Below are 14,705 nucleotides of genomic sequence, written 5' to 3'. Positions count from 1 at the left end.
TTCTACTCACATCCAAACCAACAGAATCACCAGCCAACGCAATCCATTATTTCAGTGCTTGAAATAATTCAACGCGTGAGTGCCGGATGCTCGCGCAGGGTCTTCACCGCGAAATCGACAAAACTGCGCACCCGGGCCGGCGCTTTGCGCCCGCCCTGATAGACCACATGGATGGGCAGCGGCGGCAGTTCGAAGTCGGCCAGAATGATTTCCAGCTCGCCGACAGCCACCTTGCTCGCCACTTGATAAGACAGCACCCGAGTGAATCCCAACCCCAGACTGGCTGCCGTGATGGCCGCCTGATTGGCCGTCACCACCAATCGCGGTTCAGCCCGCACACTCAAGGTTTCGCCGTCTTCAATGAATGGCCAACTCCTGAGTTGGCCGATAGCCGAAGTCGCGATAATCGGCGCCTGGGCCAGTTCCCGGGGATGCCTGGGCCGACCATGGCTGGCCAGAAACCGCGGCGAGGCGCAGATCACCCGCCGCACCTCGCCCACGCGGATCGCATGCTGGTTGCTATCAGGAAGTTCGCCGATGCGAATCGCCACATCGACGCCCTCCTCGACCACACTCACCACCCGGTCCACCAGCAGCGCGTTGATGCAGACCTCGGGGAATTGCGTCAGATAATTCACCATCAAGGGCGTGACAAACATCTCGCCAAACAAAACCGGTGCCGTGATGGTCAGTTGCCCACGGGGATGGATATGGCTGCCCGCTGCCGAGTCCTCGGCTTCCTGCACCTCGGCGAGAATTCTCCGACAGTCCTCCAGGTATCGCTGGCCGGCCTCGCTCAAATACACACTGCGCGTCGTACGTATGAGCAGTTGTGTGCCAATTCGCTTCTCCAGCGCCGCGACCGCTCGGGTGACGCTGGCCGCCGATAGACCCAAACCCCGCGCCGCCGCCGAAAAGCCCTGCTCCTTGGCGACGGCAGCGAAGACCTGCATTTCCTGGAAGCGGTCCATGGGCCCGTCCTCATTTCAAATAGATAAATCGCAAGCAAAGGCCGGAATGTTAAGCGCAAGTGTTCAGCAAAAAAGTTGGGGGGCCGACCATCAGTTAAATCAACGGGCTACTGCACTCTAGCGCCTGCACCGTAAAAACCAAGCGTGTCACAAACCTTAATTATTGAGAATTAATGAGGATTATTTGCTTGCGACGGGTGCGACTGTTGGCAATTATCCTGATCAGCCTGCTGCAACGGTTAATGCCCGGTACAGAAAAAGAGCCATTGGTTCAGCTTCAAAACCGCTTCAGGCAAGGCCTCGCAGCGGATGCCATCAACTGCAGCAGAATTCCAGCCTGTGTAAACGGGCGGAATATACGACTGCTCCTATACTACAAACCACCCCGTTACCTATTGGGTTTTTGGTAGGTACCTCGTTGAAGTTTTCTCTACTTAAAGTAAGGCGTTATGGGCTTTTAACGCTTGGATGGCTGTCCGTGGATCTTGCTTTATGGATTCACTTAGTAGGAAAGAGTTGAACTTCAACGGCCTGGCTAACCTGTGTGACACCGCAAGGAGTTTGACAATGTTGCGCACTAACATTTCCGCTAGAGCACTGTCCGGTGGTTTGCTTGACGTACTGATTCGCGCCGGGTTGATTACGGTGCTGGTACTGTTCTGCTTCCAGATCTTCCACCCTTTCCTCAACCTGATGCTCTGGGCAATGATTCTGGCCATCACCCTGTATCCACTGCATGGGCTTATCAAGCGCAAGCTGGTCAACAAGGACGGTCGTGCCGCCACACTGATCGTGGTGGTCGCCCTGGCTCTGCTGATGGTACCGATCTACCTGCTGGGCACCTCGATCAGTGAATCGGTCCAGGGCACCCTGGCGGTCCTCAAGTCCGATACGCTGCAGATTCCGCTCCCCAGCGAAAAAATCGCCGCCCTGCCACTCATTGGCGAGCCGATCTATGCCTACTGGATGCAGGCCGCCACCGACATGAGCAGCGTGGTGATGAAGGTGATGCCTTACATCAAGTCCGTCGGCCTGACCTTGTTGGGCAAAATGGCCGATGTTGGCGTAGGTTTTCTGTTGTTCATCGGCGCCCTGATCATTGCCGGCGTGCTCATGGCCTATGGCGAAAACGGCGAAAGAAGCGCCCTGGCCATCACCTCGCGCCTTTCCGGACCTGAGCGTGGCCCACGCATTACCGAGCTGTGCACCGCCACCATCCGCGCAGTCGCCCAGGGCGTGGTAGGCATCGCGTTCATTCAGATGTTACTGGTGGGCGTGGGCTTCGTGCTCATGGGCGTGCCCGGTGCCGGCCTGCTGGCGATGGTTGCGCTGCTGATGGGAATCATGCAATTGCCGGTGCTGCTGGTGACCATCCCGGTGATCGCGTATGTCTTCGCCACCGACGGCACCACCTTGGGCACCGTCGTGTTTGGCATCTACAGCCTGATCGCCGGGATGGCCGACAACGTCCTCAAGCCGTTGATGCTGGGTCGTGGCGTCGATGTGCCCATGCCGGTCATTCTGATTGGCGCCCTGGGCGGCATGGTTAGCGGGGGCTTCATCGGTTTGTTCATCGGGCCGGTTGCGCTGGCGGTGGGCTACCAACTGTTCTGGCAGTGGGTCCAGGACCAACCGACTGTCGAGGCAATGAACGAGACGCCCGAGATTGAGGCTGTGAACGATCAGCGTCCTGTCTGAGGAGTTTGCGCTTGATGCCACGCCCTGCTCGCATCAGCCGGCTTCTGCTCTGTGGCACCGTCGTCCTGGGGGGCTGTGTGCAACTGGGTCCGGATTTCCAGTCGCCGGCCCAACCCTGGGTCGACCACTGGAATACCCCGGCCCTGGAAATCGCCGGCCAACAACACGCGCAACCTGACAGCCGCCAATGGTGGCGCGTGTTCAACGACCCGGTGCTGGACCATTTGATGGCCGAAGCCGATGCCCACAACCCCGACCTGCATGTCGCTGGCCTGCGGGTCATGGAGTCCCGGGCACAATTGGGTATCGCCCTGAGTGGACGCTACCCGCAATTGCAGCAGGCCAGCGCCGACAGCCTGTACCTGAATCGTCGGCAGTCGGGCGGCGCCAACCCCCAGGACACGCATTTCTGGCAACACAGCGTCGGCTTCGATATTGGCTGGGAGCTGGATTTCTGGGGGCGTTTCAGCCGTGCCATCGAGTCGGCCGACGCGTCCTGGTTTGCCGCTCAGGCCAACTATGAAAACGCCTTGGTGCTGTTGCACGCGCAACTGGCGCAAAACTACTACGCCTTGCGCACTGCCGAGGCACGCCTGGCCATCGCCCGCAGTAACGCCAAATTGCAAAAACGCAGCTACGAGATCACCGAGCGCCTGTTCAACAGCGGAGCCGAAGCCGAGCTCGATCTGCAACAGGCCAAGACCCAGTACCTGGGCACCCTCAGTACCATCCCGGACTTCGAAAGCCAGGTGGCGAGCTTGCGCAACGCGCTATCCACCCTGATCGGGCAGCCACCCGGCTCGATCCCTGACCTCAATCGCAACACCGGCCTGGTGCCGCTGCTCGATACTGCGGTCTTGCAGGACGTGCCGGCCAACCTGCTGGTGCGGCGCCCCGATGTGCGCGCTGCCGAGTTGCAAGTGGCAGCGCAGTCGGCGTTGATCGGTGTGGCCGAGACCGATCTGTACCCGTCCATCAGCTTGCTGGGCAGCATCGTCTGGTCCGCCAGCTCGCTTAACGGGGCATCCAATACCCTCGACATGGTGGCCGGCCCCAGCCTGCGCTGGGACATCTTCGACCACGGCCGGATCACCAACAACGTCCGCGTGCAGGATGCGCGCTTGCAGCAATTGATCGTTATCTACCAGGACAGCGTGCGCCAGGCGGCGCGCGAGGCCGACGATGCCGCGACAGGCTTGATCAAGGCGCTGGAGCGCGACCAGATCCTCAGCGATGCATCGGTGGCCGCCGAACGATCGGTGACCCTGGCCAACGCCCAATACCGCGAAGGCTATTCGGATTTCCAGCGCGTGCTGGATGCCCAGCGTGCCCTGTTTGCCCAACAGGATATCTACCTGGTCAACCGTGGCACCGCCGTCAATAGCCTGATCGCTCTGTACAAGGCCTTGGGCGGAGGCTGGTACAGCGATCAGCCGATGGTCGACCCGGCCACCCGCAAACAAATGCAAGAACGGACCGATTGGGGCGATCTGCTCGACGAACCGAAGGAAAGTGCCCATGACTGACAGCCAACAACCGGTCGACGAGAAAGCCCCGGCACCCGCCGCCGACCCAGCGAAAAAAGCGATCAATTGGGTGGTGCTGCTGATCATCCTGAGTCTGGTCTGGTACCTGATGGCCGACCGTTACACCCCCTACACGCAACAGGCACGGGTGCAGGCCTTCATTGTGCCGGTGGCCGCCGAGGTATCCGGCCGGGTGACCAAGGTGCATGTACGCAACAACCAGGACGTCAAGGCCGGCGAATTGCTGTTTGAAGTCAACCCGGAGCAGTACCAGATCGCCGTCGATCGCGCCCGCGCCGACCTTGAGTCGACCCGTCGCCAGGTGGGCGCCAACACCGCCGGCGTCGACTCCAAGCAAGCGTCCCTGCGTGCATCCCAGGCCAACGAGCTCAAGGCACGCCAGGACATCCAGCGGCTTGAACGTCTGTACAGCGAAGACCCGGGCACCATCTCGCTGCGCCGCCTGGAGATATCCCGCGCCACCCTGTCAGAATCCATCAGCCAGGTCGCCGCGGCCAAGGCCGAAGTGCAACGTGCGCGCGAACAACAGGGCGGTAACGAAGACGAAAACGCCCAGTTGCTCAGCGCCGCCAGCAACCTTGAAAAAGCCGAGCTGGACTTGAGCAACACGAAAGTCCACGCGCGCTCGGCCGGCCTGATCACCGATTTGCGCACCGATGTCGGTCAGTTCGCCGCCGCCGGTGCTCCGGTGATGACCCTGATCGCCATCCACGATGTGTGGATAAGCGCCGACATGACCGAAAACAATCTGGGCAGTGTCCAGCCCGGGACGCCGGTGTCCATCATCCTCGACGCCCACCCGGGCAGAATTTTCAAAGGCCATGTGCGCAGCGTCGGCTATGGCGTCGATATCGGCCAGACCACCCAGCCAGGCAGCTTGCCGACAGTGGAGAACAGCCGTGATTGGCTACGCCCTGCCCAACGCTTTCCGGTCATCATCGAGTTCGAGCCCGGTGAGTTGACCGGCCCGCAAGGCATCCGGTCCGGCGGGCAGGCCGAAGTCATGGCGTTCCCGAGTGAAAGTAACCCGCTGAATATTCTGGGGCGCCTGTTCTTGCGCGTGATGAGCTGGATGTCCTATGCGTATTGAGCGTCCGGCCCGGGTTCAGCGCGCCCTGCGTCTGAGCTTCGGTACGGCGCTGTGCCTGGCGGCGAGCTTCGGCCTGGCCCTGCCCATCCCGTTCCTCTCGCCGATGCTGGCGCTGATGATGCTGGCGGCGATGAACCGACCGTTGCCGTTCAAGGCCAGCCTGGGCCTGATCCTGATCCTTATGCTGACCACCGGGACCGGCTTGCTGCTCATTCCCCTGCTGCGGTACTACCCGTTCAGTGGCGTGCTGCTGGTCGGATTGTGCCTGTTCATGGCTTTCGGTTATGGCCTGCGCGGCGGCAACCCGCTGGTGGCGACCTTCCTGGTGGTGGGCCTGACCTTGATCAGCTCAGCCGGAACCGCTGAATTCGCCCTGGCGCTTGAGGTGATCGTGGCCCTGGTCAAGGGCCTGTTCCTGGCCGTCACCGCGCTGACCATCAGCCATTGGCTGTTTCCCGACCCCGCCAGCGCCCCTGCGGCCAAACCCGGTCCGAGCCTTACGCCAACCGAAAGCGGCTGGCTGGCGCTACGGGCCACGCTGGTGGTGCTGCCGACTTTCCTGCTGGCCATGATTGACCCGGCCAGCTACCTGCCGATCATCATGAAAGCCGTCAGCCTCGGCCAACAAAGCTGCGCGACCAGCGCCCGCACCGCCGGCCAGGAATTGCTCGGCTCGACCCTGCTCGGTGGCCTGATGGCAATTCTTTTCTGGTGCGCGCTAAGCCTGTTCGTCAACTTGTGGATGTTTTTTCTGTGGATGTTGCTATTCGGATTGCTGGCGGCCAGAAAGCTATACGGCCTGGCGCAAACCCGACAACCACCAAGCTTCTGGCTCAACAGCCTGGCAACCCTGATCATTCTGCTCGGCCAATCGGTACAGGACAGTGCCGCGGGCAAGGATGTCTACACCGCCTTCGCCATCCGAATGGGCTTGTTCATCCTGGTGACTTTGTATGCCTGTGTGATGGTCCATTTGCTGGACACGCGGCGGCGGCGTCGAATTACGACCGCCTAGAAACAGAAAAACCCCCTGAAAGGGGGTGAATTTAGAGAATTAAAACTGTCGCAGCCGCTGCTGATTCCTCGGGCTCTCCAGCCATCTTCGGAGGAAACGCAAAACTGTCGCAACAGTATAAATCGCGACTTAAGCCTCATGCTCTAGACAATTAAAACTGTCGCAACCAGAAACGACACGGCTTTCACGCGCGTTCAAGAGGACCGGCGGCAGGTGGCCGCCGGTCGTAGAATCATCGACGAGGGATGAATTAGGCAACGAGACCGATGGTCATCAACCAGACGTGGGTTGAACTGTCGACTGGGGTGTCACCTGGGAAAAGGATCATGGTAAACATGGCCGATTCTCCGGCCAGGGGAAGGGTCAAAGTCGGAATTGACTCGTGACTGTCCTGACTTTGTATTTAGTGGTGTTGATCATCGAGTTGACGAATTCGGACAAAAAAACACCTTGGCTGAGTCTGAGCGCTCCTAACTTGCCGACGCCTTGGTCCTCAGACATTACTGACGTCACAGCCTATTCCTGCAGGTGTTGTCGCCGACGCCGAATTGCCCCACCCACATAGCGTGGCAAGACTGACCCACCTCAAAAACTGCACGAATCCAGCACAGACAATGATTCGCGAGGAGTCAGACTGGATCGGTGAAGTCTCGGCAAGGCGGCTGGTTTTTCAGTTGATGTGGACATTACTGCTCCTTTGCATCAAGGCAGTTGGGCGACATAGCGCTTCTGGGCGTCAACAGCTTGGCGCGCCGACCATACGGCATTGCGGAGTCGCTCGCCCCGCTCTTCGTGGCGACGGTCCTGGGCGCCGCTGCCGTCCCTCCGGTTAAAGTCGTACTCTTGCCACTGCGCCAAGGCTTCCTCGGCTTCCTTCAGTTCCTGCTCCAACTGCGCCAACTGTTGCAGCGCAGTGACTTTTTCAGGTGAATCGGACATAACTACTCCTTGGTTCTCAGGGATATCCATGGGTTTTCGCCTTCTCAATCAGGTTCACGAGGTCGCCCCGGAAGCGCTATATATACCTGCGTCAGGACCGTGTAAAACTGGATGCCGACTCATAAGGCCAGTAAGATTGCGCAGCTTTTGCCGCAGCAATGTATGCCAAACTGACCTTCGCAAGGTGTCTTTGCCAGTCGCGCCGGTGCCCCCACAACGAGCACCTACCTGTCAGCTAAAATCTTGTCCGATTGCCTCCGGCTGTTATCAATCTTCATCTGGATGTACGCGTCGGCGTGTTGAACAGCTACATCCGCATCCATCGAACGAAACATTTCCACGACCATCCTGATTTCTTCGCTTGCGCAGTAGTTGCAGTCAAGCCATACCTCCTCGGCCCTCAAAGCACGATGCACAATCAGACTGTATCTTTGTGCCCAGAACTCTCGGTAGCCATAAGGGACAGTGTCAATCACACTGTCTATAGCGCTCTCAGACAAGGCCTCCACTGCACTAGTGAGATAGAACCAAGGTCTCTGGCTAATCGATTTGTAACCTTTCCACCAGATTGGATACTCCAGTTCTTGCACCCTGGTGCCTGATACTGCTGCCAACGCCGAAAATCGCTCCACCAGAGAAATTTCCTCGCTCACCCTGAGACTCATCGCCAGCACCAAGCTAGAGCAATTCCAGTAAAACTGCCGTTCCTGTCGCTCTATATGGATGCCAGTAATGCTTTCGAGCCCATCGAAGATCTGATGAGCATCGATTTCATTTTCGTCATACAGCAGCTCACCACTTGGTTCCAAATTAGTAAGGACTGGAATGCTGCTATCCGTGCTCAAGAACTCTACCAGCGCATCGGTCGCATGGAGCTTGTGTTCGATCTCCAGTAGCGTGAGATAGATGTATAGCGCCTGATCAAGCCTACCCGCCGCTTTGGCACTGCCTTGAGGCAGCCATGTGGTTAGCTCTTGGATCACCTGAGCCTTCATCGGTCGGTAGCCTTTCAGGGTGCTGAATACGTGAGGAAAGCTTCGGGTTTCGAACTGGCATTGCAGTAACAGCAGGACTTGCCTCATGTGATCATGGTCACTCCCCATCTGGAACGTCATCATGGCCTTGAGATCCGCGACGACAGCAACGATCTCTCGGGCCTTCCTTGCGGATTCACCATCAGACGTAAATGGCCAGGCGCTTCTGAATTCAGAAGAAAAACTCCTAGCGGGCTCGAGGCGTTGCAGAAGGCTAGTCAGTGTCGGACGATTCCACGCTCTAAATTCGTAGAGACCACACAGCACCTTGGTGGCAATGCTCCGATCAAACTCCCAGTAGGCCCTAAATTCATGGCCTGTCCACTGCTTGATGTCATCCTTGACAGATTTCAACAGGGGTTTTGGGGCGCGACCGGTAAAGAGCACCTGCAAGTACTCCGAGATACGAGCTGGACGAGTGCTTTCCGAATCAAGTATCTGCCGGTTCCCCATATCATAGGCCGATGGGAATACCATGCCACGCTCGTCATCGGTCAGCAGGTAGTTGACGATGAGCTCGACCAGCGATTGAGAATTCTTCGGCCATTTGTATGCCATCGTATCTAGGGTGCGTACACCAATCCTTGCGTGTCCCCGCAGAAAAGCCCGGCTAAAAGGCCCTTCCGGGCACTGCTGAACCTCCGGCTGTTCTTGAACCTGCTCACGAAGCTTTTCTAAATCCACATGTGTCTCCTGGATCAGAGTGTGCCGCCCCATTAGTTCTTGAGGCGGCAATTGAGGTTCTTAAGCCAACAAACCGGGGGCAGGAATCGCCTGGGTAGTGACATTTGCTGACGCCGCTCGCTCACGAATCGCTTTGAAACGCTCCTCACCGGACTCAAGCCGTTTCATGACCTTGAATTCAACTGCAGCAGCAAAAGCCGCGTCCTCGAAGGAAAGCTTTTGGTTCTTCAGGATGTCCTCCTGCATTGCAGCCAGCATGCGGGGCTCACCCTGTTCCATGCATCCCATGTTGAAGTGGTAATGCTCACTCCCAGCCTTGTAGACAGACTTGGACGCCCGTGCCGCACGACTCAATTTTTCTTTCATGACTCACCTCTTGGTTGATTGCGTTGATCGCAAGGTGAAAGGTACTGAACAGGCCGCTTCTCAACTAGGGTAGGTTTTTTCAATGGCTACAATTCGCTGGCCCCCACCACTGAAGTGCGCAATAGAGCTTCCTCTTTCCGACTTTGAAGGTTCGCTATTGATGAAGGCGATCATGTCTTCAGGTGAGAAAAATGGATGCTAGCCCACCTCGCCATGCCCCTCTTCCCACACCCTACACCCCGCAGCACGGCGAGCACACTGAGTACGCTGAGCACATTCAGCACAGCGGAGCACCACAAAACAAAAATATAAACATGAAATTCAGCAGGTTATAAATATTTTCTGCGTGATATCGCGCAATTCGATTATCTGAACTAGCCTCATATCAGGAATTTGAGTGGTCTGTATCGTTCATTCACGTGCATAGAAATGCGCGATATGAGCGTGTAATGACGGTTTGCCATCGTCAACAGATGCCCGGAAACTGGACCCCACAGTAAACGGATAAGGGCTGCACAATGGCCAACGCAAAACAGTCAGCAAAACGCCGCTTAACGATGGCGGAACGTGCTCAGCAACTGATGCTGGTTCACTTTCCCAACATTCCCGATGCGTTGAAATGGACGCGAAAAACCCACGACGGCTTTAGCACGATTCCTCGAACCCTGCCCATTGCCATGCAGATTATTGACGCCGATTCGAAGGGGCAGCCTGCCGGGCACGTGCTGTTTTGTCTATGGGCGCGCATGCCCGATCATCCGGTCATAACGATCGAGAACCCAAGCACCTTTGCGGCTGAAGCCGGGTTTCTCGGGGAGCGGGCCGTGGACACTTGGCGTCGCCGGATGAAGAAGCTCCGGGAGCTGAACTTCATCATGACCAAGCCAGGCGCATCCGGTGAATTTCACTACGTGATGCTCACTAATCCTAACGCTGCGGTCGAGTGGATGCGCAACCACGGCAAGGTTCAGGATGGCCTGTATAGCCGCTTCATCGAGCGACTTCCGGAGATCGGTGCCTATGGCGACATAGAAGCGCTCCATGCCTATTGGGCCGCGCTCAAAGAAGCAGAGAAGGCGGCTGTGGCTGCTGAAGTTGCTAAGCAGGCATCGAGCCCCTCCGTATTGGACGAGCCGGCCCCAGCTCCACCCACCAAACCCAAGCGGATCAGGAGGACGAATGCTGATGCGTAGGAGAATACGGGGCGCTAAGTGCTAATTCACCAACATCGGCGCCCTCAAAAATAAAGCCTTGGGCCAGCTGAGGGGTCGAGTCTTGACTGGTCCGGGCTGTGGTGGTGCAACGCTTAGCTGATCGATACAACCTAGAGGAGGCCGAAAATGCAGTTACTTAGGAGAAGAGTCGCGGGCGCTGAGTGCCAATCCACCCACCTCGGCGCCCTCAAAAATAAAGCCCTGGACTAGCTGAGGGTCGAGTCTTGACTGGCCAGGGCTGTGGTGGTGCAACGCTTAGCTGACCGATACGACCTAGAGGAGGCCAAAAATGCAATTACTGAGGAGAAGAGTCGCGGGCGCCGAGTGCCAATCCACCCACCTCGGCGCCCTTAAAAATAAAGCCCTGAACCAGCTGAGGGTCGAGTCTTGACTGGTCAGGGCTATGGTGGTGCAAGGTTAGGGGTGCTAGACCTCGCAAGGAGTCTAGCACCCCTTTATCTTTTTACGGCAGGGTCAACTAATCTCAGACACCGCGTTAAGTTTTTCCTCGAGGCGTCAGCCCGCTGTTTGTTGATGGGGGTATCTGGAAGCGTCTGGCTGGAAGCGAGCCGGTCGGGGCTAATGCCCATCGGGTCCATCAAACGACTGCTCTGCCAAGCTCTTCACCTCTGCGGCTCGGAAGCTTCTCGGTATCGATGCGTTTCCGATACGAAATCGATAAATGCCACTGCTGCGGCAACCGCAAGCCGAGCATGCCTGGGCTGCAGACCGCGATGTTGGCCGTCCTTGCCATGTCCGGTACCGTACAAACCTCTCAACTGCGTGAGATTGCTGGTCAACTGAGTGAGGTTGCGGAGGATATTCTTGATGTTTTCAGCGCCCTTAGCTGCTTCACTGACTCCGTCGGGAACCAGCTGCAATGCTTTGGTAACCTTCTTCGTCAGATTGCCTAGGTCATCGGCCTTGGTGAACGGAATTTCTCGTTTCGTGAGAATGGACTTACAGCAGCTTTCTACCAGTTCTTTGGCCGTCCCGATCGCCAATTCGGGGTCTGAATCGACGGCATATTCCAGACGTTCAATTTGCTTCGCCATCCATCCGGCGCTCAGCGCCTCGACAACAACTCTCGCTCGCATGACCGACCTGGTTGCGTTCGCTTCTGTCGAAGCGCTACTTATCAACCGATAGGAAAAGCGTGGGCGGCCGGCGATTTGCTGCTCTTGGTACAACTCCCAGCCCGCGTTCTGGAGTTGATCGTTGAAATGCTCAACGAGCTTAATCGCTTCTTCTCGTTGGGGGCGAACTACGGGGTGCACCGTTTCGCAGAGAAACCGGAGAAATGCCTCGGCGCTCCCATCGAAGAGGTTGAATCTGGAGTCACTGAAGATCCAATCATCGTCCCAGTCATCGTTGTTATAGCGATGCTGCCAAATGTCGCCGACGGCGTCTTTGTAGCGACTGTCCGTGGAGGGAAGGGTTTCAAGCTCATACAGCCGACTCAGAAACTCAACATCATTGAGCTCCCCATACCACTTCACGTTCTCTAGACGTAGGCCGTCCGTGATGTTTTGCCGCACCGATTTCGGTAGGTTGGAAGACTTCCCGGAACGCCAATCCACATGATACTCACGTGCAGGCACGATTAGCGCTGAGTACGCGTCGCTTTGCTCGTGCTCGGTTACCGTCCTCAGCGCGGTTGTGATCCTTTCCTGGAGCTCGACCCGTCTGACCCCGAGCTTGGCGTACTCCAAAGCAGGAATGATGAAGTGGATTTCCCAATAGTTGGTTCCGCCATTCCAGTTGTCGTTGCCTGTCAGTTCCGCATTTGCAGGATGACCGCGGACTACCTCCGCCGCCTCATCAGCACCCTCTGCGCGCAGAACCGCGTATACCGTCGCCAATAGCGGCTCAATTTCGGTTTGCTCCATACGGCCCCCCAATTCAGATAACTGAGAGTCATCGTAGCTAGCAGGAAGGGCCATCTGCTATCAAAAACTAGATGCGTCGGTGAAAAAGCTAAACCCGGGGCATGCCCAGCAAAGAAGTGGCCATTCACATGCCTTTCACTTTTCAGCCCTTTCCCTACTTGGGTTCCTCATTCCTTGAACCTGCAAGCGTGCCTTTCCCTTCACCCGATCTCAACCTGTCTTTACAGGACGAGTTCGTAAGCCTGGTAGTCGCTGCTATCCAGGCTTGCGTTGTTCAACCAGCCTGAGCAGTCGGCACATCTGTGTGGCCTACGGCGAAATTTGGTCCTCGCCCAGCGGGCGTTTATCAGCTTCCCGCAAGAGTCCCAGGTGATGCGGTTTGCAGCAGGTTGACACGAATCAAACGATGCTGGCGCCGCCGTCCACCAGCACAGTCGAGTAAGGCGTAGGAGCTAGATAGACAATAGCGTTGGCAACGTCTTCCGGTTGTCCAACACGCCGCGCCGGCAAGCGCGCAGCAGCGCCTTCGTACATAGATTGACGGGCTTCTTCCGACAACTTCGACCACAGCGGTGTGGCGATCAGCCCCGGGGACACGGTATTGACCCGCCCCGGTGACAACTCCAACGCCAGCCCGCGCGATAGGGCTTCCAGCGCGGCGTTCATTGCGCCTTGAGGGGCGACTGCGTAAGTTCGCAGGCATGCCCATATTTATGCACACGCATCCAGTTATGGAGGAAACGCAAAACTGTCGCAGCCAGAAACGACGCAGCATCGAATTGACAGATCTAGACAAAAAACTTGCCTCACTGCCGGCTGAATATCAGCGCTCCCAGGCCATCTAAGCTCCTAATAACCAGGGATTCCTGGTTTCAACTCGAGTACACAAGCAAGGTCGCCGCGAGCTATTCAAGCCGCAACATGTTGGATGATTTGTCGGATGACAAACTCTCACAGTGGCAGGTACGCTCGGCGCTCTACCCTTCCTGATAGATTTCTACGAGAACGCTGGGCTTGAGCAAAAAGGCGTATTCGCGGCTCCTGGGAAGCAGCAAGGATTTGCGCTAACTCAAAGGATGTACGCCGACCTCGTTGTGATGGGTACACCAGGAGCAAGTGTGGCGGCAGGTGTGTTCATGCTCACCGATGACGACGTAAAGGCGCTCTTGGCTTGCGCGCGACTAACCTAAGCCAGCCTGGAAAAAAGCGCCACCCGTGCGATGCATGAACTGCTGATCAAAGCAGGCGTCAGAGAGCCGCCAAACGTAACACTCGTGCCAATGAGAGATTGCTGAACCTAATGAAATACATCCTGTTTTTCGTCGCTGCCGCATCGACTTTGTGGCAGCTGAGTTTTCAATACCATTCCTGGTGGCATTTTTTTCTGCTGTCAGCGATATCCGTTTCATGGATTCTCGGCACGGTATACACCTATGACTGTATTCAAGCTTTGACTGGACGAAGCTCCCCCTATTACAGGGAGTTTTATGGTGAGCTGAATAAAGATTTCTGTATAGCACTACTTAGCGGCTTATCACTTACATTCATTATAAACATCTCTTCGGCGGACTACAGCCTGTCAAGCATTGACATAGCTTTTGCTGGCTTCCCATTTTTATTGTTAAGCGTGTACGACAGCTTTGCGTTGCAAAAACGAAAGATCGTCGGTGCCCGACTTCCTAAGGCCATGACGCGCTCCTTGATTGGACTTCAGCTTTTCATCATAGGCGTATTTAACTATTACCTGATACAGATTAACTCCGGTGCATTCGCGCCCGCAGAATCCCTGTGGATTCAGATAACGCTCTTATTGACCGCCCTGTGTCTTTGTGTGTTTTCACACCAGATGGTTTTCATTCTTACAAAGCAGAGAATGGAGATCTCTCCTACAATACTTGGACTATTTGAAAGTATTAAAATGAGCAGAGGCGTTTATAGGCAGGCTGGCGAAATGGCAGAGCAGTGGAATAAAATTGTATTTGATAAAAAGCTAGAGCAGCGTAAGAAAAAAGCTAAAAAGCACAAGCGCTGAAACATCCGGTTCGGGCTGCTGTACACCTACCAAGCAATGGCCGTAGCCACTGGCCTGTTTCTAACGGGTACGGGCCACCGCTTTTCGGAAAACTCACCAGCCTTAGGTCCCCCAAAGAAAAGCGGCGCATGAAGCATGCCTTTTGCTCGAGCCAACCACTCACATCAATCTAGGCGGCTGGGACAGTGCCATCCGTCCCAAAAGCGGTGCAAGGTTACCCTTTGCA

The 14,705-nt window shown here is 56.5% G+C and carries 12 protein-coding genes; 6 read left to right on the top strand and 6 right to left on the bottom strand.

Annotated elements, in window-relative coordinates; translation table 11 throughout:
- Positions 1-68 precede the first annotated feature (68 nt).
- A complete protein-coding gene (locus ACM6J5_RS26695; protein WP_150671901.1) occupies positions 69-971 on the bottom strand; it encodes a LysR family transcriptional regulator in 903 nt (300 codons plus the stop codon).
- 567 nt (positions 972-1,538) lie between these two features.
- Between ACM6J5_RS26695 and ACM6J5_RS26690 the strand changes: the two genes are divergently transcribed.
- Genes ACM6J5_RS26690 through ACM6J5_RS26675 form a run of 4 tightly spaced genes read left to right on the top strand, consistent with a single transcriptional unit; the run spans position 1,539 to position 6,321 of the window.
- A complete protein-coding gene (locus ACM6J5_RS26690) occupies positions 1,539-2,669 on the top strand; it encodes an AI-2E family transporter (RefSeq protein WP_414929650.1) in 1,131 nt (376 codons plus the stop codon).
- 14 nt (positions 2,670-2,683) lie between these two features.
- Entirely contained in the window at positions 2,684-4,195 is a 1,512-nt protein-coding gene (locus ACM6J5_RS26685; RefSeq protein WP_095945951.1) for an efflux transporter outer membrane subunit, read from the top strand.
- Positions 4,188-5,306, top strand: coding sequence for an HlyD family secretion protein (locus ACM6J5_RS26680; protein WP_095945952.1), 1,119 nt, complete (start codon positions 4,188-4,190; stop codon positions 5,304-5,306). Before ACM6J5_RS26685 ends, ACM6J5_RS26680 begins: the two co-directional genes overlap by 8 nt.
- A complete protein-coding gene (locus ACM6J5_RS26675) occupies positions 5,296-6,321 on the top strand; it encodes a DUF2955 domain-containing protein (protein WP_414929649.1) in 1,026 nt (341 codons plus the stop codon). The genes ACM6J5_RS26680 and ACM6J5_RS26675 overlap by 11 nt, the downstream gene beginning before the upstream one ends.
- 702 nt (positions 6,322-7,023) lie before the next feature.
- Here the strand turns inward: ACM6J5_RS26675 and ACM6J5_RS26670 are convergent.
- The 3 genes from ACM6J5_RS26670 to ACM6J5_RS26660 all read right to left on the bottom strand — a co-directional run bounded on the left by ACM6J5_RS26670 (position 7,024) and on the right by ACM6J5_RS26660 (position 9,344).
- Positions 7,024-7,260: a hypothetical protein gene (locus tag ACM6J5_RS26670; protein WP_414929648.1), complete on the bottom strand. Its 237-nt coding sequence runs from the start codon at positions 7,258-7,260 to the stop codon at positions 7,024-7,026.
- A 224-nt stretch (positions 7,261-7,484) separates the two neighbouring features.
- Entirely contained in the window at positions 7,485-8,978 is a 1,494-nt protein-coding gene (locus ACM6J5_RS26665) for a hypothetical protein (RefSeq protein WP_150707719.1), read from the bottom strand.
- A gap of 60 nt (positions 8,979-9,038) precedes the next feature.
- Positions 9,039-9,344 (bottom strand): hypothetical protein, encoded by a 306-nt coding sequence (locus ACM6J5_RS26660; protein WP_129449910.1) that lies wholly within the window; start codon positions 9,342-9,344, stop codon positions 9,039-9,041.
- A 518-nt stretch (positions 9,345-9,862) separates the two neighbouring features.
- On the opposite strand from ACM6J5_RS26660, the gene ACM6J5_RS26655 reads away from it, so the two are divergent.
- Complete coding sequence (locus ACM6J5_RS26655) at positions 9,863-10,537, top strand: hypothetical protein (RefSeq protein WP_218187513.1); 675 nt, start codon at positions 9,863-9,865, stop codon at positions 10,535-10,537.
- A 644-nt stretch (positions 10,538-11,181) separates the two neighbouring features.
- On the opposite strand, the gene ACM6J5_RS26650 is transcribed toward ACM6J5_RS26655, so the two are convergent.
- Both ACM6J5_RS26650 and ACM6J5_RS26645 read right to left on the bottom strand, forming a co-directional pair.
- Positions 11,182-12,447, bottom strand: a complete 1,266-nt coding sequence (locus tag ACM6J5_RS26650) for an abortive infection family protein (RefSeq protein WP_414929647.1) — start codon at positions 12,445-12,447, stop codon at positions 11,182-11,184.
- Positions 12,448-12,846: 399 nt separating this feature from the next.
- Positions 12,847-13,113 carry an SDR family oxidoreductase gene (locus tag ACM6J5_RS26645; protein WP_414929646.1) on the bottom strand — a complete coding sequence of 89 codons (267 nt, stop codon included), beginning with the start codon at positions 13,111-13,113 and terminating at the stop codon, positions 12,847-12,849.
- A gap of 634 nt (positions 13,114-13,747) precedes the next feature.
- On the opposite strand from ACM6J5_RS26645, the gene ACM6J5_RS26640 reads away from it, so the two are divergent.
- Positions 13,748-14,479: a hypothetical protein gene (locus tag ACM6J5_RS26640; RefSeq protein ID WP_414929645.1), complete on the top strand. Its 732-nt coding sequence runs from the start codon at positions 13,748-13,750 to the stop codon at positions 14,477-14,479.
- Positions 14,480-14,705 lie beyond the last annotated feature (226 nt).

The organism is Pseudomonas sp. IT-P74 (assembly GCF_949768175.1).
Taxonomy (GTDB): Bacteria; Pseudomonadota; Gammaproteobacteria; order Pseudomonadales; family Pseudomonadaceae; genus Aquipseudomonas.
The sequence above is the reverse complement of the archived record's forward strand: the minus strand, read 5'-3'. Positions and strand labels throughout refer to the sequence as shown.